The 16026-nt window shown below is 73.9% G+C and carries 13 protein-coding genes; 9 read left to right on the top strand and 4 right to left on the bottom strand.

The genetic code is table 11. The annotated features are described in order from the left end of the window. Nucleotides 1-9: 9 nt before the first annotated feature. The 5 genes from DS079_RS03915 to DS079_RS03895 all read left to right on the top strand — a co-directional run bounded on the left by DS079_RS03915 (nt 10) and on the right by DS079_RS03895 (nt 6083). Entirely contained in the window at nt 10-870 is an 861-nt protein-coding gene (locus DS079_RS03915) for an endonuclease domain-containing protein (RefSeq protein ID WP_126984985.1), read from the top strand. An 82-nt stretch (nt 871-952) separates the two neighbouring features. Continuing rightward, nucleotides 953-2143: an MFS transporter gene (locus tag DS079_RS03910; protein ID WP_126984983.1), complete on the top strand. Its 1191-nt coding sequence runs from the start codon at nt 953-955 to the stop codon at nt 2141-2143. 72 nt (nt 2144-2215) lie between these two features. Beyond that, nucleotides 2216-2857: a TetR/AcrR family transcriptional regulator gene (locus DS079_RS03905; RefSeq protein WP_126984981.1), complete on the top strand. Its 642-nt coding sequence runs from the start codon at nt 2216-2218 to the stop codon at nt 2855-2857. Nucleotides 2858-2964: 107 nt separating this feature from the next. Beyond that, nucleotides 2965-4302 (top strand): exo-beta-N-acetylmuramidase NamZ family protein, encoded by a 1338-nt coding sequence (locus DS079_RS03900; RefSeq protein ID WP_126984979.1) that lies wholly within the window; start codon nt 2965-2967, stop codon nt 4300-4302. Between the two features lie 35 nt (nt 4303-4337). Next, nucleotides 4338-6083, top strand: a complete 1746-nt coding sequence (locus DS079_RS03895; protein WP_126984977.1) for a glycoside hydrolase family 3 protein — start codon at nt 4338-4340, stop codon at nt 6081-6083. 62 nt (nt 6084-6145) lie between these two features. On the opposite strand, the gene DS079_RS03890 is transcribed toward DS079_RS03895, so the two are convergent. Next, nucleotides 6146-7420 (bottom strand): MFS transporter, encoded by a 1275-nt coding sequence (locus tag DS079_RS03890; protein WP_126984975.1) that lies wholly within the window; start codon nt 7418-7420, stop codon nt 6146-6148. Nucleotides 7421-7582: 162 nt separating this feature from the next. Between DS079_RS03890 and DS079_RS03885 the strand changes: the two genes are divergently transcribed. From DS079_RS03885 to DS079_RS03870, 4 genes are all read left to right on the top strand, one after another. Beyond that, a complete protein-coding gene (locus DS079_RS03885; RefSeq protein ID WP_126984973.1) occupies nt 7583-8152 on the top strand; it encodes an XRE family transcriptional regulator in 570 nt (189 codons plus the stop codon). A 98-nt stretch (nt 8153-8250) separates the two neighbouring features. After that, complete coding sequence (locus DS079_RS03880; RefSeq protein WP_126984971.1) at nt 8251-8808, top strand: DUF488 domain-containing protein; 558 nt, start codon at nt 8251-8253, stop codon at nt 8806-8808. Next, entirely contained in the window at nt 8805-9020 is a 216-nt protein-coding gene (locus DS079_RS03875) for a hypervirulence associated TUDOR domain-containing protein (protein ID WP_053916486.1), read from the top strand. Before DS079_RS03880 ends, DS079_RS03875 begins: the two co-directional genes overlap by 4 nt. A gap of 355 nt (nt 9021-9375) precedes the next feature. Then, nucleotides 9376-9876 carry an FBP domain-containing protein gene (locus tag DS079_RS03870; protein ID WP_126984969.1) on the top strand — a complete coding sequence of 167 codons (501 nt, stop codon included), beginning with the start codon at nt 9376-9378 and terminating at the stop codon, nt 9874-9876. On the opposite strand, the gene DS079_RS03865 is transcribed toward DS079_RS03870, so the two are convergent. Genes DS079_RS03865 through DS079_RS03855 form a run of 3 tightly spaced genes read right to left on the bottom strand, consistent with a single transcriptional unit; the run spans nt 9860 to nt 15976 of the window. Beyond that, nucleotides 9860-10513 (bottom strand): nucleoside/nucleotide kinase family protein, encoded by a 654-nt coding sequence (locus DS079_RS03865; protein ID WP_126984967.1) that lies wholly within the window; start codon nt 10511-10513, stop codon nt 9860-9862. The two genes, DS079_RS03870 and DS079_RS03865, sit on opposite strands and share 17 nt — an antisense overlap. Then, nucleotides 10503-13799, bottom strand: coding sequence for a UvrD-helicase domain-containing protein (locus DS079_RS03860; RefSeq protein ID WP_126984965.1), 3297 nt, complete (start codon nt 13797-13799; stop codon nt 10503-10505). Before DS079_RS03860 ends, DS079_RS03865 begins: the two co-directional genes overlap by 11 nt. Beyond that, the gene (locus tag DS079_RS03855; RefSeq protein WP_241237527.1) at nt 13796-15976 is read right to left on the bottom strand and encodes a PD-(D/E)XK nuclease family protein; all 2181 of its coding nucleotides are present in this window, start codon (nt 15974-15976) and stop codon (nt 13796-13798) included. Before DS079_RS03855 ends, DS079_RS03860 begins: the two co-directional genes overlap by 4 nt. Nucleotides 15977-16026 lie beyond the last annotated feature (50 nt).

Genomic DNA, 16026 nt, shown 5'->3' with positions numbered 1-16026 from the left:
GCTCCGGGAATGGTTCCGCGCTCCCCGCTCCGCCGACGCCTGCACGTCTGGACCGCCGCCGACCTGCGCGCGGCCGGCATCTCCCGGCACCGGCAGCAGCGCCTCGTCGCCGACGGGTCGCTGCGCGGATACGGCGGTGGCTGGTTCGGCACCGCCGAGACCCCGGACGACGTGGCCGGTGCGCTCTTCCGGGGCAATCGCCTGACCTGTCTCTCGGCCGCGCGGATCCACGGGCTGTGGACGCCGGACCTCGGTCCCGACGTGCACGAGACCTCCCGCCGCCCCACGAGCGAGGAGCATGCAGGGGTGGTCTCGAGGCACCGTCCAGCGCTTCGTCGCTGGCCGGATGACGAGCCGGTGCTGCCGCTGGATGCGGCTCTCTCCCACGCCCTCTCCTGTCTGGACGCCGACTCCGCTGCGGTGCTCCTCGAATCGGCCCTCGAGCGCCGGCTGCTCGTCCCCTCGCAGGTCGACCTCCTGCTCGCCGAGGCACCCGCCCGTCGACGGCGTGCAATCGGTCGGGTCAGCGCGCTCGCGGGCTCCGGGTCCGAGACCCGGGTGCGCAGGTATCTCGAGCGGCGCGGGGTGCGGGTGCGGGAGCAGGTGGCCGTGTTCGAGGGAGGGCGGGTCGACCTGCTGGTCGGCGATCGCCTCGTCATCGAGTGCGACAGCGTCCGGCATCACGGAGAGCGGTCCCGGTACTACGCGGACCGGTCGAGGGATCGGGCATCCCTGATCGAAGGCTGCCTGGTGCTGCGGCTGACCTGGGAGGACATCTGGCTCCGCTGGGAGGAGACCAGGGGAGCGCTGGACACGCTGATCAGGCGGCGCGTGCATCGTGGGCAGCGCCTCGGCGGGGCCGGCCTGTAGAAAGGGGACTCTCACGGCACGCCGCGGCGCTGAGCTCCTCGGTGTGCCACAGGAGTGCCGTTCCTGCAGACGTCACCCGATCATGCTGGGCCAGCTCGGCATCTTCATCGCCCTGATGGGGCCGGCGACCGTGTCGATCCAGATCAAGGCGAGCCAGCTCGCGAGCAGCCCGGCGGAGGCCGCCTCGATCACCGCCTTCGCCGTCGCGCCCGGGGCGCTGGCCGCGGTCATCTTCAATGCTCTCGGCGGCCGCATCTCCGACCGCTCCACCAGCCGCTTCGGCCGCCGTCGCCCCTGGCTGATCGTCGGCGCCCTCGGCATGCTCGTCGGCCTCGCGCTGATCGCCCTGGCGCCCGGTGCGGCGCTGATGGCAGTGGGCTGGTTCCTCGCCCAGGCCGCCGGCAACCTGGCGCTCGCCGCCTACGTCGCCTCGATCGCCGACCAGCTCTCGCCCGCCCAGTACGGCCGCGCCTCCGGCCTCGTCGGCATCGCCGGCAACCTCGCCGTCATGATCGCGACCTGGCTCGCCTCCGTCCTGACCGGGAACATGATCGCCCTGTTCCTCGTGCCGGGCCTGATCGGCATGGTCCTCGTGCTGATCTTCACGTTCATGCTCCCCGAGCCCGTGCTGCGCGAGAACCGCCTGCCCTTCAATCTGCGCGAGCTCGTCCTCACCTTCTGGCGCAACCCCGTGAAGTTCCCCGACTTCGGCCTCGCCTGGGGCGGCCGCTTCACGATCATCCTCGCCTCCTTCATGTTCACCACCTTCCGGGTGCTGTACATGGAGAACCACCTCGGGCTCGAGCCCGGCGACGCCGTCCGCGCCGTCGCCACCGGCGTGACCATCTACACCGTCACCTCGATGGTCGCGAGCCTGGCGGCCGGCTGGCTCTCGGACGTGCTGGGCCGGCGCAAGATCCTCGTCGCGGCCTCGATCCTCATCTTCGGCCTGGCCACCTACCTGCTCCTGCACGCCGACACCGTCACCGCCTTCTACGTGGTCGAGGCGATCATGGGCCTCGCGTACGGCACCTACATCGCCGTCGACCTCGCGCTCGTCCTCGAGGTGCTGCCCGACCGCGAGCAGGCCGGCAAGGACATGGGCGTGTTCAACATCGCCAACGCCCTCCCGCAGTCCCTCGCCCCTGCCTTCGGCGGCTTCCTGCTGGCGAACCTCGGCGGAGGCACCGACTTCACGGCGCTGCTGGTCGCCGCGCTGGTCGCCGCAGTGATCGGTGCCGTGCTGACGATGTTCATCCGCGGCGTGAAGTGACGGCCGGCCTCTGAGGGCGGGGCTCCTCCCGGCTCGTGGAACACTGTCCTTCGACCCTCTCGAAGGAGCGCCATGAGCACGACGGAGCCCCGCCCCGGCCGCCGACGACCCGGCAGGCCCCGCGGCCAGGACTCCTCCGTGGTGCGCGAGGCGGCGCTGGGCGCCGCGATCGACCTCATCGCCGAGCACGGCTACGCCGCCACCTCCATGGCGCAGGTCGCCGAGGCCGCCGGGATCTCCCCCTCCGGCCTCGCCCACCACTTCCCCTCGAAGGCCGCGCTGCTGGGCGCAGTCCTCGATCATCGCGACTCCATCGACACCCTCCCCGCTGCGGAGGGCGCCGGGCCCTGGGCGGTGTTCGACGGGCTGGTCGAGCTGGCCCGCGTCAACGCCGGACGCCGCCAGCTCGTCGCCCTGTACACCACCGTGATCGGGGAGGCCGTCGGCCCCGACCATCCGGCCCACGACTGGATGCTCCGCCACTACGAGCTCTCGCTCGCCCTGCTCGAGGACGCGGTGCGCGAGGGGCAGCGCACCGGCGAGATCGCCGCCGACGCCCCGGCCCGCCACATCGCCCGCACCACCATCTCCCTGATGGACGGGCTCCAGGTGCAGTGGCTCCTGGACCCCTCGGTGGACATGCCCGCCGAGCTCGGACGCTATGTCGAGGAGCTCCGACGCCGCTGGGGGACGGGCCCCGCCGAGCTCTCCTGACACCTGCCTCGGACCTCCCCGAATCGGTTGTGACCCGCACCACGCCCCGGTAGCGTGGTTGATCGCGCCTGTGCGCCACGATCCGACGACGACGACGGAGGTCCCCCGTGAACCCTGCACCCTCGCCACATCCCGCCGCGCAGTCGGCCCGACCGGGGCGACGCCGCGTGCTCGCCTCCCTCGGCGCGCTCCCCGCCGGCGCCGTCCTCGCCGGCGCCGCCTCCGCCCAGGCCGCCCCCTCCCGGGGGAAGAGGGTCGACGGGGACTTCCGCCTGGGCGTCGAGAACCTCCTCGATCCCGCAGCCCTCGAGACCCTGCGCGACCAGCGCGTCGGCCTGATCACGAATCCCACCGGCGCGGACCGCGCGCTGCGCTCCACGATCGACCTCCTGGTCGAGGCGCAGGGGACCGGCGGCTTCACCATGACCGCCTTGTTCGGGCCCGAGCACGGGGTGCGCGGCGCGGAGCCCGCCGGAGGCGCCGTCGGCGACTACATCGACGAGAAGACCGGACTGCCGGTCCGCTCCCTGTACGGCGCGACCCAGAAGCCCACCCCGGAGATGCTCGCCGACGTCGACGTGCTCGTCTTCGACATCCAGGACATCGGCGCCCGCTTCTACACCTATATCTGGACCCTCTACTACGCGATGCAGGCCGCGGGCGAGAACGACAAGCGGTTCGTGGTGCTGGACCGGCCGAACCCGCTGGGCACCGACATCGAGGGATTCGTGCTCGAGCCGGAGCTGTCCTCCTTCGTGGGGCTGCGCGAGATCCCCCAGACCCACGGCCTCACCGTCGGGGAGCTCGCCCGCCTGTTCAACGGCGAGTTCCTGAACGGCGAGGTCACCCTCGAGGTGGTCGAGATGAGCGGCTACGACCCCGAGGAGCCGCCCGTCCAGGAGCTGCCCTGGGTGCTGCCCTCCCCGAACATCCCCACCCCGGACACCGCCGTGGTCTACGCCGGCACGGGACTGATCGAGTCGCTGAACATCTCCGAGGGCCGCGGCACCACCACACCCTTCCTCTGGTTCGGCGCCCCCTTCATCACCGAGGCCCAGGTCGACCAGCTCCTCGAGACCCTCCGCGCCGCCGAGCTGCCCGGCGTGCTCTACCGGCCGATGTTCGCCACCCCCACCACCTCCAAGCACGCGGGCGTCTTCTGCGGCGGCCTGCAGCTGCACGTCACCGATGCCGCCGCCTACGAGCCCGTCCGCACCGGCATCCACGTGATCGCCGCGCTGCTGCGCACGGTGGAGGAGGTCGACTGGCGCGAGGGCGATGACTGCCGCACCGAGGACCACGTGTGCTGGATCGACAAGCTCACCGGCACCAAGCGCACCCGGGCGATGCTCGAGGACGGCGAATCCCCCGAGGCGATCGTCGCGGCCTGGCGCCGCGAGGCGAGGCGCTTCGAGGTCACCACCAAGCGCTACCGCCTGTACTGAGCACGCCGACGTCCCGAGAACCCCAGGAGATCCCCATGTCATCCCCCTCCCGCCGCGCCTTCACCGCGGCCCTCGCCGGCACCGGCGCCGCTGTCGCCCTGCCCGTCGCCGCCCATGCCGCGCCCTCGAAGGGGCATGCCGACCGGATCGAGGAGATCCTCGCCGGCATGAGCGTCGAGCAGAAGATCGGCCAGCTCTTCGTCGCCGTCGGCTACGGCTCCCGCGCCGACCAGCCTCATGCCTCGAACACCTCCACCACCGGCGTGGACACGATCGCGGAGATCGTCCGCACCCACCACGTGGGCGGGCTGATCTACTTCGTGTGGAGCGAGAACCTCCAGAGCATCGAGCAGGTCGCGACGCTCTCCAACGACGCGCAGGACGCGGCGCTCGAGAGCGGTGGGATCCCGCTGATCATCAGCGCCGACGAGGAGCGCGGCGTCGTCTACCGCCTGCCGGCCCCCGCGACCCCGCTGCCGGGTCAGATGGCGCTGGGGGCGACGGGCTCCCGCGCCCATGCCCGCAAGGCGGGGGAGATCGTCGGCGCCGAGATGCGCGCCGCCGGCCTCCACCAGGCCTTCTCCCCGGTGGTCGACGTCAACGTCGAGGCGCAGAACCCGGTGATCGGGGTGCGCTCCCTCGGCGCCGACCCCCGCGCGGTCTCCCGCCTCGCCGCCGCCCAGATCAAGGGCTTGCAGGGGGCAGGCTGCTCCGCCGCCGCCAAGCACTTCCCCGGCCACGGCGACACCGCGACCGACTCGCACCTGGGCCTGCCTGTCATCGACCACACCCGCGAGGAGCTCGACACCCTCGACCTGCCGCCCTTCGTCGCCGCGATCGACGAGGGCATCGACTCGATCATGACCGCGCACATCGTCGTGCCCGTGCTCGACGACTCCGGCGTCCCCGCCACGCTCTCCCGCCCGATCCTCACCGGGCTGCTGCGCGAGGAGCTCGGCTTCGAGGGCGTGATCGTCACGGACTCCCTCGCGATGGAGGGCGTGCGCACCCTGTTCGGCGACGACCGAGTCCCGGTCGAGGCGATCCTCGCCGGCGCCGACCAGATGCTCATGCCGCCGGACCTCGTCGTCGCGATCGGCGGGGTGCGCGACGCGGTCGCGAGCGGGGAGATCACCGAGGAGCGGCTGGATCAGTCGGTGCGGCGCATCCTGGCCCAGAAGCTGCGCCGCGGCCTGTTCGACGACGTGCACGTGGACGCCTCCCGGGCCGAGGGCGCGATCGGCACCTCCCGCGCGCTCTCGACCGCGGAGCGCATCGCCGAGGACTCGATCACCCTGATCACCGCCCAGGACGGCGCGCTCCCGCTCGCGGACGGGGCGACGGTGCTGGTCACCGGCTCCGCCACGGCGGCGAAGCTCGAGGTGGTGGTCGACGCGCTGACCTCGCTGGGCCATGCCGCGACAGCGCTCGCCGGCGCGACGCCCGAGCAGGCCGCCGAGGCCGCCGCCGCGGTCGACGCGGTCCTCGTGCTCACCTCGTCCTCCGGCTTCACCACCCCCGCCGCGCAGGTCTCCCTGGTGCGGGCGCTCGCCGCGACCGGCACGTCCGTCGTGCACGCCTCCCTGCGCAATCCCTACGACGTGGTGCACGTGGGGGAGGTGGCCGCCTCGCTCGCGGCCTACGGCAACGCCGACGCCTCCCTGCGCGCGCTCGCCGGCGTGCTCGCGGGCGAGGTGAAGACGCGGGGGAAGCTGCCGGTCGCGATCCCCACGGCCGACGGGACGGGGGAGGCCTTCCCGCTCGGCCACGGGCTCGGCTGAGCCGGCCCTCGGCCCTCCTTCTGCAGGATCGGGACTCCAGCGGCACGGCGCGGCGCTGAGCCTCAGCGCGTGCCGCTGGAGGCCCCCTTCTGTTGATCCATCGTGTCCGCGGCCTCGCCGTGCGCCCGCGCCTCGGCGGCCTCGCGGGCCAGGCGCCGGCGGCGGGCCTTCACCCAGCCGGAGGTGAACACCGCCCCGGTCACCGCCAGCACCACGGCCATCACCGCGATCACCACGGTGAAGGTCGCCTGCAGGGAGACCAGCGAGATCAGCGCCGAGGAGGTGATGATCCCGAGCGCGTTCGCGGTGCGGAGCAGGGCGAACACCTCGGCGCGGTGCTCGGGGGCGACGAGGCGGTCCAGCACCAGGGAGTAGTAGGTCGCCAGCGGTGCGAGCACCGCGCCGACCAGCAGCGCGCCGATGATGGTCGCGGCGACCGAGTGGCCGAAGCCGACGATCGCGACGCCGAGCGCGGTCACGCCCAGCCACACCAGCACGGTGCGGCGGCGCGGCTCGCGGTTGTGGATGCTCACCCACACGCCGCCGGCGACCGAGGTCACGCAGATCGCGACGGGGAACAGTGCACCCCAGGCGGCCGGCATGCCGAAGGAGACCGCGAGGGAGACCGCACCGATCTCGATCGCGGCGATCGAGGCGGCGCTCGCCCCGCCGCACACCAGCCACAGCACGATCATCGGGCTCAGGCGCAGCGCGCTGCCGCGCTGCTCGGGGCCCGGTGCAGTGGCCGAGGGGATCGACGGCAGCAGGAGCAGCGGCGCCGCGCCCAGCAGCACCATCGCCCAGGCGGCGAGCTGCGGGGAGATCCCGCCGAGGGCCGCGGCGATCACCGGCGAGGCCACGAAGGTGACCTCGTTCAGCGTGGCCGCGATGCCGAGGGCGCGGGGCAGGCGGCTGGCGGGCACGAGGTGGTTGAGCACCGAGCGCAGCGTGCCGTAGGCCGCGCCGTTGACGAGTCCCGCGAGCGCCGCACCCGCGACGACCAGGGCGAAGGGGGCGCCGATCCCGGCGAGCACCGCGATCGCGATCAGCGCGAGCGTGCGCAGGCCGATGAGCGCGCGGACGAAGGGGACCGGGGCGAAGCGTCGGCCGAGCCGGGAGAGCGGGACCGCGCCGAGGACCTGCGCGATCGTCATCGCGAGCATCATCGCGGCACCGGCGGAGGCGCTGCCGGTCAGCGGCAGGGCGATCAGGGAGAAGGCGATGGGCGCGGCGGCCTGCGGCACCGCGAAGGTCCCGTACGAGCCGAACCAGCGCAGCAGACGGGCCTCGGGCCGGGCGGTCGCGGGGGTCGCGGGCGCGGGGGCGGGCGCGGTCATGGGGAACCTCCTTCGGGGCGCAGGGGAGAGGGGGCGGCTGGGCGCACCGGCCGCTCCTGCGCAACATAGTGCGCAATGCCGAGGGTGCGCAATATAGTTCCCGTCACCCCGGTCGGCGATAGGCTTCCGGGCACGGAACGCCCGAGCGACCAGGAGGCCCCGATGAGCGGTGGGATGCGCCCGGCCGTGGTCGAGCGGCTCGGCGAGCGGATCCGCGCCGCCCGCCAGGAGCTGGACCTCTCCGTCGGCGCGCTCGCGGAGGCCAGCGAGGTCTCCCGCCGCATGCTCACCCAGATCGAGCTCGGCCAGGCGAATCCCTCCGTCGCGATCCTCGACCGCATCGCCGCCGGGCTCGGCACCACCTTCGCCGCGCTGATGGGCGTCGGCGCCGACGATGCTCCCGACGGCGTGGAGATCTGGTCCACCGACTCGGGCAGCTGGGCGGTGCTGCTGGGCGCCGTGGACACCGACGCGCTGTCGGTCGAGACCTGGAAGTGGAAGCTGGTGGGGGAGGACTGCTACGAGGGCGGCTCCGGCATCGCCCTGCCCGGGATCATGCACCACGTCATCGAGGGCGCCCTCGAGATCGACGACGCCGACGGGCTGCAGGTGATCGAGGCGGGCGGGTCCGCCCGGATCGCCTCCCCGGGCCCCTACCGCTACCGCGCCCGCGACGCGCAGGCGGCCGTGTTCTTCTCCGTCGCGCTGCTGCCGCGGCCCGGGCGGGGCTGAGCCGATCACCGGCGGCGGCTGGGGCAGGGGAGGGCTCACGATCCGCCCGCTGGGGATCCGCGCCGAGGCATGATGGAGGGCAGACGAAAGGAGGCGCGATGGCCGGCACGATCTGGACGATCGGGCATTGGACCTGCCCCGAGGAGGTCGTGCTCGAGACCCTCGGCGGCGCCGGGATCGACGAGCTGGTCGACGTGCGCCGCCTCCCCGGCTCCCGCCGCAGCCCACAGTTCGACGCCGAGGAGATGACCCGCTGGCTGGGTGAGGCGGGCATCGGCTACCGGCGCCTGGCCGAGCTCACCGGGCGCCGTCCGAAACAGCGGGACGTGGACCCGGAGCTGAATGCGGGCTGGCAGAACACGAGCTTCCGCAACTACGCCGACCACACCCTCGGCGAGGAGTACGAGGCCGGGATCGCGCAGCTCACCGCGCTCGCCGCGGAGCATCACGTGGCAGTGATGTGCGGTGAGCCGATGCCCTGGCGCTGCCACCGGCTGCTGATCTCGAACACCCTCGTCGCACGCGGCTGGGAGGTCGTGCACCTGCGCGCCGGCGCCGCCCTCGTCGAGCACGAGCTGGGGGCCTGGGGCGCCCGTCCCGTCGTCCGCGAGGACGGCACCGTGATCTATCCACCGGAAGCACAGGAGGAAGCATGAGCACCGAGTTCGCCGTCGGCGACCACGTCAGCTGGAACTCCGAGGCCGGCCGTGTGAGCGGCACGATCACGAAGGTCCACACCGCAGATTTCGACTACAAGGGGCATCGACGCCGCGCGAGCCAGGACGAGCCGCAGTACGAGATCGAGAGCGACCGCACCGACCATGTCGCCGCGCACAAGGGCTCGGCGCTGAGGAAGGTCGAGAGCTGACCGCCACGAAGGGCGGCATCACTCGCTCCCCGGGCGAACTCTCGATCACCGACTCCGCCGAAGCGCTCACCCTCGAGCTGTCCGACGAGGAGCGCGCCGAGCTCGACCGCATCATCGCCTGAGGGTCGCCGGGTGACCTGAGGGATATCACCTCGCGTCCGGACGGCGGTGAGCGTACCGTGGCCTCCGTCCACGTACGGAGAGGAGTCGGCATGCCCGCCACGCATGCAGGGAGCGAGGCGGCCCGAGCGGCCTGCTCGGTCTGAGCCCGCGCGCCCTCGAGCGCGCCGCGACGACCACCCCCGACCCCAGCACACCCCCCGCAGCGCGAGCGTGCCCTCCGCGAGGACACCCAATGAACACCCTCACCGAATCCCAGCTCCGCGACGCCTTCGTCAACGCCTCCAAGGGCGAAGCGAAGCGCGCGATGATCCCCGACCTCGACCAGGTCGACTTCTCCCGCCTCGACTACCTCGGATGGCAGGACGCGAAGAAGCCGCGCCATCACTACGTCGCCCTCGAGCTCGACGGGGAGGTGGCGGTGCTGCTGCTGCGCGGCCCGGAGAACCCGCCGGCGAAGAAGATGCTGTGCGCGTGGTGCGAGGACATCGTCGACGGCGTGCACGCGGCGAGCTTCGTCGCGCCGCTCGCCGGCGCGTCCGGCCGACGCGGCAACACCGTCGGCACCGCGATCTGCGCGGACTTCCGCTGCTCGCGCAACGTGCGTCGCGAGCCGAGCTCCTTCGAGGTCCGCTCCGAGGATCCGGCGCTGCTGGCGTATCACCGCGAGCAGAGGATCGCCGGACTCCAGGAGCGCTCGACCGCCTTCGTGCGCACGGTCATCGAGCGGAGCTGACCCCCACCACGACGTCCGCCCGGTCGCGGGTCGCCGCGACCAGGCGGGCGTTGTCCTCGTCCGGCCCGAGCGCCCAGTCACGTGCCGCCCGCGGCGGCTTCCCGAAGCGCTCGTGCCGGGCGATCAGCCGCTCGCGCCGCAGCTCCTCCGGCACCTCGACGAACCAGCAGGCATCCAGCATCGTCCGGACCTGCGCGAACGGCCCGTCCTCGAGCAGCAGGTAATTCCCCTCGGTGATCACCAGCGGCACCTCGGCCCGCACCTCGATCGCCCCGGCGAGCGGCTGCTCGAGCTCCCGCTCGAACATCGGCGCCCACACCGGCGCATCCTGCGGCCGGGCGGTGCGCAGGCGCTGCAGCAGCGCCACGTAGCCGCCGGCGTCGAAGGTGTCCGGCGCGCCCTTCCGCGCGAGCCGCCCCAGGCGCGCGAGGGCGACGTCGGCGAGGTGGAAGCCGTCCATCGGCACCAGCACCGCCTGCGTGCCGAGCTGCTCGGCGAGCCGCTCGGCGAGGGTGGACTTCCCCGCCCCGGGCGCCCCGGCGATGCCCAGCATCCGTCGGCTCCCGCTGCGCAGCGCCTCGTCCAGCAGGGTCCGCGCCGCGTCGACCGCCCGCTCGGCGCTCAGCTCAGTGGGCATCGACCGGCGCCCCTTCGGCTGCTCCGAGCTCCACCTCGACCACCTCCCCGCGCAGCGGCAGATGGATCAGCACCCGCGAGGGCGCGAGCCCGGCCGCCGCGAGGGCCTGCGAGTACGTCGCCATCTGCCCCAGGTACTTCTCCCGCACGTGCTCCACCGGGTGGTCCCCGGGGTAGCTCTTGTGGTCCACCAGCACCACCTGCCCGTCCGGCAGGCGCAGCAGCGTGTCGATCCAGCCCTCCATCACCTGGTCGTCCTCGTTCCACCAGGTGATCGGCTGCTCGGTGAGCTCCTCGGCGCCGGGCAGCTCCGCGGCGAGGAACCCTGCCCAGGCCTCGCCCGCCTCGATCAGCACCGACGGCTCGACGGCCCGGGCGACCGCCCACCGCTCGACGAGCCGCGCCGCGGCCGCCCGGCGCTGCGCGTCTTCGAGGTGCGCGAGCGGCATCGCGAGATAGGCATGGATCGCCTCGCCCACCCGCTCCCACTGCGGGCCGCCGCCGGTGACGAGGCGCCGCCCGATCCGTCTCGGCTCCGAGACCGCGCCGGCGACCCCCTCGGACCCCACCCCGGAAGCCTGGAAGCGAGCGGCGACATGCGCCTCTCGCGGTCGCGGGCCGACGAGATCGCTCGCCGCGAGCGCACTTCGCCGCGCATCGAAGCGCTCCGCGCCCTCGGCGAGAATCCCGGCGGGGGCCCGCACCACGGCGGGCAGCACCCCGCCGCCCCGCACCGCGATCCCCTCCCCGCCGACGCTCCAGGACAGCAGGGGCGAGGCATCCTCGTGCGCCGCGGGCACGAGCATGTCCAGCACCGGCGCCGAGCCGTCGCCGCTCAGCACGGTGACGTCGGCGGCGCGGGTGAGGGCGACGTACTGCAGGCGCCCGGACTCCTCCCGCTCCCGGTCCGTGCGCCGCAGCGCATGCGCGGAGGCGGAGAGCCCCTCCTGCAGCGCGGCCTGCGAGGTCAGCAGCGCGGGCCAGTAGCGCGGGACCCGGCCCGCGAGCGGCGCGGCGACATCTAGCTCAGCGGCCGGCACCACGAAGGCGCCCGAGGTCTGCGAGCGCTCGCTCGGGTCGTGGTCGAGCATGACCACGACGTGCGGCCACTCCAGGCCCTTCGCGCCGTGGATCGTGCCCACCCACACCGTGTCCGGGGTGCCGGTGAGGTCGGGGCCGCGGTCGACCGCGTCCACCGCGATCCGCAGCCCGGTCAGCGTGACCGGGGCGGAGTCCGCGCGGGCCCGGTCCGCGTACTGACCGGCCACGGCGCGCAGCGCGTCGAGGGTGCGCAGGCGCTGGTCGGGGGCGGGCCAGGCACGGATCCGCTCGGGCAGGTCGAGCGCGTCGACGAGCGCCGTGATCATCTCGACGGGGGAGAGGGAGATGCACTGCTCGCGCAGGTCGCGGAGCCCGTCCAGCACCGGGTCACGCCACCACTGGTCGAACAGCTCCCGCCGCGCCTCCCGGCCGGGCCGGGCGGCGAGGTCCGCGAACCAGGTCCCGTGCGCGGCGTGGTCCGGGAGCAGGTCCACCAGCTCGGTGAGGGCGAGGGTGTCGCTGAGGTCGAGGGTGACCGCGAGCGCGGCGCGGACGAGGCGTCCCTCGCGGGTGGCGAGGATCGGCCGGCCCTCGCCGGAGGCGGGGATGCCCCGCTCGGTGAGCGCGGCGATGACGTCCTGGGCCCGACGGTTCGAGCGGACCAGCACGGCGACGTCGGCGGGGGAGGTGCCCGGTTCGCGCAGCAGCTCCAGCACCCCGTCGGCGATTGCGGTCGCGTGCTGCGGGTAGGTGAGCTTCTTCGGCACCTCCGGCACCCAGGCCTCGAGCCGCCCGGGACGGTGCCCCGTCTCGCTCCGGCGCGCCACCGCCTCCGGGGCCGCGGTGGTCACCACCCGCTCGCGCGGCAGCTCGGGGAACACCTGCGGGAACACCGCGGTGACGAGGTCGAGCACCGGCTCCTGCGAGCGCCAGGAATGCTTGAGGTCCAGCACCTCCGCGTCCCCGAGCCCGGCGGTGCCCGCCTCGATACGCTCGATGATCCCGAGCATGAGGGAGGGGTCCGCGTCGCGGAAGCCGTAGATCGCCTGCTTCGGGTCGCCCACCCAGATCTTGTCGTCGATCAGCTGGGACAGCTCGAGGAACAGGGCGAGCTGCACGGGGGAGGTGTCCTGGAACTCGTCGACGGCCAGGAGGTGGAAGCGGTCGCGGATCACCTCGCGGGCCCGTCCGCTGCTGCGCACCAGCTCGAGGGTGCGCACCTCCTGGTCGATGAAGTCGATCAGCCCCAGCTCGTCCTTGAAGCGCTGGTACGCCTCGAGGGACTCGGCGGCGGTGTCCATGACCAGCGCGATCAGGGCGCGCACGTCCTCCTGCAGCGCCGGGTTCGCCAGCAGCTCCTCGGCGATCGTCGACGCGACCCCGACCAGGGCGAGATCGACGTCCTTGCTGTACACGTACCCCTTCGCATCGGGGTCCCCGGCCTTGCCTTCCGCGACCTTGGCGACCTTGGCCCACACGCTCCACGGCGCCCGCTCGAGCCGCGCCACGTCCCGCAGCAGGCCGTCGAGGGTCTTGAGGCGCTTGCGCACGGTGCCCGCGCCCTTCTCCGTGAACGGCCCGTCCCCGGCCTCGGAGCTGCGCACCTGCGCCCACAGCCCCCGCACCGCGGCGGCGAGCTCGGACCGCCACGCCTCGCGCCGATCCGCCTCCGCGGCCTCCGGCAGCGCCGCCGCCCGGTACTCCTCGAACGACGCCTCCGCTGCGCGGCGCAGCGCCTCCGCATCGAGCAGGTTCGTCCGGGCCCGACCGGCGAGGTCCCGCACATGGCCCCGCCACGAGGGGGAGGCGCCCCAGGGGATCTCGGGCTCCTCCTCGCCGTCGTGCTCGGTGCGGGCCAGGAGGTCCGCGGCCCGGGCCCCGGCCTCCGCGGCGGTCTCGTCGATCGCGGCGCGGAAGGCGGCCTTCTGCCGGTCCTCGTCGAGCACCTGCACGTCGGGCGAGATGCCGGCGTCGAGCGCGAACTCCCGCAGCAGCTCCCCGGAGACGGAGTTGACGGTGCTGATCAGGGCGCTGTCCACGGCGCGGGCGGCGTCGACCTGCCCGGTCTCGAGCAGGGTGCGGCGCACACGGTCGCGCAGCTCGGCGGCGGCCTTGGTGGTGAAGGTCGTCGCGATGAGCTGCGAGGGGTCGAGCCCGCGGGCGATCCGGTCGGCGATCTGGTGGGTGAGGGTGTGGGTCTTCCCGGAGCCGGCCGAGGCGTTGATCAGAGTGAAGGTCGAGGTCATCGGATCGCTCCCGTCGTCCCGCACAGCTGTGCGTGCTCGCTGGTCCCGCAGTGCTCCTCGACGAGGAGCCCGCCGGCCTCCCGCTCGGCCGCGCGCGCCTTCGCGAGCGCGCTCGACCTCGCCGACCAGCTCGCCGAGGCGTCCAGACCCGTCCGCTCCTGCAGCTCCCGGCAGCCGCAGCGGATCCGTCCGTCGGCGACCTCGTCGAGCCGTGCGGTGACGGCGGCGAGCATGCGCCGCCAGGCCTCGCCGGTGTCCATCGGGGCGCGGTCGTGGGGGTCCAGCGCCGGATCGGCGGAGACGAACTCGCCGCTGCGCAGCAGGAAGTAGCCGACGTCGGCGGGCTGCTCGCCGGGGTGCTCCTGCGCGAGTGCCCAGGCGTAGGAGGCGAGCTGGATCGCCTCGGAGGTGTCGAAGAGGTCGCCGTAGCGGCTGCGGCTGCGGGACCACTTCAGGTCCAGCACGGTGCGCCGCCCGTCGGCCGCGATCGCGTCGACGTCGCGGCTGCCCACGAAGGGCACGGTCCGCTCGCCGGAGGCCAGCATCAGCGTCAGCGGGAGCTCGAAGCGGGTCTCGGTCCCGGTGATCCGCAGTCCTGCGGCGGCGGCCCCGGAGAACAGCGCCCCGACCGAGCGCACGGCCCGGTCGCGCACGTCCTCCCGCGCGGCCGCGCGTCCGGGCAGGTCGAGCTCGGAGGCGAGCTGGGGCACCAGGCGGTCCAGCACCTCGCCGATCTCCTCGGCCGACGGGGAGTCGAGCGGGGTGCCGCCGAGGCCCGGGTCGTAGCGCTTCTCGACCAGCGTCTCGACCACGGCGTGGACGAGGGTGCCGATCATCCGCGCACCCGTCGGCAGCACCGCGACGTCGGCGGGCCGCACGTCCAGCGCGTACTCGAGCGCCCAGTGGTGCGGGCAGGCGAGCAGCGAGGAGACCTGGGTGAACGACAGCTTCCGCGGCAGCAGGTGCGGGGCCGGCGCGATCCGGTGCTCCGTCGGCGGCGCGGCGGGCTCCTCCTCCTGCGGAGGCGCCACGACCTCCAGCGACCTCCCCGCGAGCGTCCACCGTCCGTCCTCGATCAGCTCCTCGGGCCGCAGCCGGTCACCCGCGCCGAGATGCGCGAGCAGGCCGCTCGGCCCCGGCACCTCCTCGAGCCGCCTCCCGGGCAGCACGACGACGATCTCCTCGGCCCGCCGCAGACCCCGCAGCGCGGCATCGACCTGCAGGGCCGCATGCTGCGCGGGGGAGAGCACGCGCCCCCCGCCCGCTGCGAGCGCGTCGACCTCGGCCGGGTCCCAGCGCTGCGTGCGCGGGGCATCGTCGGAGCTCGGCCCCCACCACAGCACGGCGCCGCCGCGCACCTGGGCGGGAGAGGTCGTGACCTGCCGCTCCGACACCTCCCGCACCGCGCGCGGCGAGGGACCGGAGCCGCCGCAGCTGTCGATGACCTGCTGCAGCGTGCGCCGGGTGAGGGGCGCCTCGGGGGCGAGCATGCCGAGCACCCGCTGCAGCACCTGCACCTGGGTGAGACTCGCCAGGAGATCCCCGTCCCCGCGCCCGACGGCGCGCAGCCGCTCCGCGAGCCAGTCGAGCCGCTGCGCGATCGCGCGAGGCCGCAGCGCGTCCGCGGGCAGGGGGTCGGAGACGAGCCGATCGATGACCCGCGCGGCCTCGAGAGCACGCTCGTTGTCGCCCTCCGCGATCCGTGCGAGCGCCGAGCGCCAGGCCGGTCCGCCGACGCCGGGCTCGGCGCCGAGGGCGCGCAGCAGCTCGCGCCGGGCGAGCGCGGGCACGAGGCCGACGGGCTCCGCCTCCGCCTCGGCGCCGGGCAGCACCCGCAGGTCCAGCAGCGCCGCGAGCTGGTGCACGTCCACGGGCGCGGTCGCGACGTCCAGGAACAGGCCGAGCACCTGGTGGTGGGCCCGGTCGCGGGAGGGGCCGACGGCGCCGATCGCGGGCATGCCCCGCCGGTGCAGCGCGCGGTCGAGCACGTCGGTGTCCGCCGAGGCGAGCACCGCGGCGGCGGGATCCGCGGCGAGGAACCGTGCGGCGGCATCCGCCGCCGTCCACTCGTCCAGCGCCTCGACGACACTCACCCGCGGCGTCCCCTCGCGCGCGGCGGCAACCGCCACCAGCCGCACCCCCGCCGCCTCCAGCAGCCCCAGCAGGCGCGGCCACATCCCCGGCAGCGCCTCCGGCTCCTCCGCGAGGACGATCTCCTCGATCCCGA

Origin of the sequence: Brachybacterium paraconglomeratum (assembly GCF_003994255.1) — a bacterium.
In the GTDB taxonomy this organism is placed as follows: Bacteria; Actinomycetota; Actinomycetes; order Actinomycetales; family Dermabacteraceae; genus Brachybacterium; species Brachybacterium conglomeratum.
This window is presented reverse-complemented; position numbering and strand designations above follow the sequence as displayed.

What these genes read in the sequence shown, in the direction of transcription:
- DS079_RS03870 (WP_126984969.1), top strand. Translation starts at nt 9,376, where the DNA reads ATGAACACCCTCACCGAATCCCAGCTCCGCGACGCCTTCGTCAACGCC.
- DS079_RS03865 (WP_126984967.1), bottom strand. Translation starts at nt 10,513, where the DNA reads ATGCCCACTGAGCTGAGCGCCGAGCGGGCGGTCGACGCGGCGCGGACC.
- DS079_RS03890 (WP_126984975.1), bottom strand. Translation starts at nt 7,420, where the DNA reads ATGACCGCGCCCGCCCCCGCGCCCGCGACCCCCGCGACCGCCCGGCCC.
- DS079_RS03860 (WP_126984965.1), bottom strand. Translation starts at nt 13,799, where the DNA reads ATGACCTCGACCTTCACTCTGATCAACGCCTCGGCCGGCTCCGGGAAG.
- DS079_RS03915 (WP_126984985.1), top strand. Translation starts at nt 10, where the DNA reads ATGGTTCCGCGCTCCCCGCTCCGCCGACGCCTGCACGTCTGGACCGCC.
- DS079_RS03910 (WP_126984983.1), top strand. Translation starts at nt 953, where the DNA reads ATGCTGGGCCAGCTCGGCATCTTCATCGCCCTGATGGGGCCGGCGACC.
- DS079_RS03855 (WP_241237527.1), bottom strand. Translation starts at nt 15,976, where the DNA reads ATGTGGCCGCGCCTGCTGGGGCTGCTGGAGGCGGCGGGGGTGCGGCTG.
- DS079_RS03875 (WP_053916486.1), top strand. Translation starts at nt 8,805, where the DNA reads ATGAGCACCGAGTTCGCCGTCGGCGACCACGTCAGCTGGAACTCCGAG.
- DS079_RS03880 (WP_126984971.1), top strand. Translation starts at nt 8,251, where the DNA reads ATGGCCGGCACGATCTGGACGATCGGGCATTGGACCTGCCCCGAGGAG.
- DS079_RS03895 (WP_126984977.1), top strand. Translation starts at nt 4,338, where the DNA reads ATGTCATCCCCCTCCCGCCGCGCCTTCACCGCGGCCCTCGCCGGCACC.
- DS079_RS03885 (WP_126984973.1), top strand. Translation starts at nt 7,583, where the DNA reads ATGAGCGGTGGGATGCGCCCGGCCGTGGTCGAGCGGCTCGGCGAGCGG.
- DS079_RS03905 (WP_126984981.1), top strand. Translation starts at nt 2,216, where the DNA reads ATGAGCACGACGGAGCCCCGCCCCGGCCGCCGACGACCCGGCAGGCCC.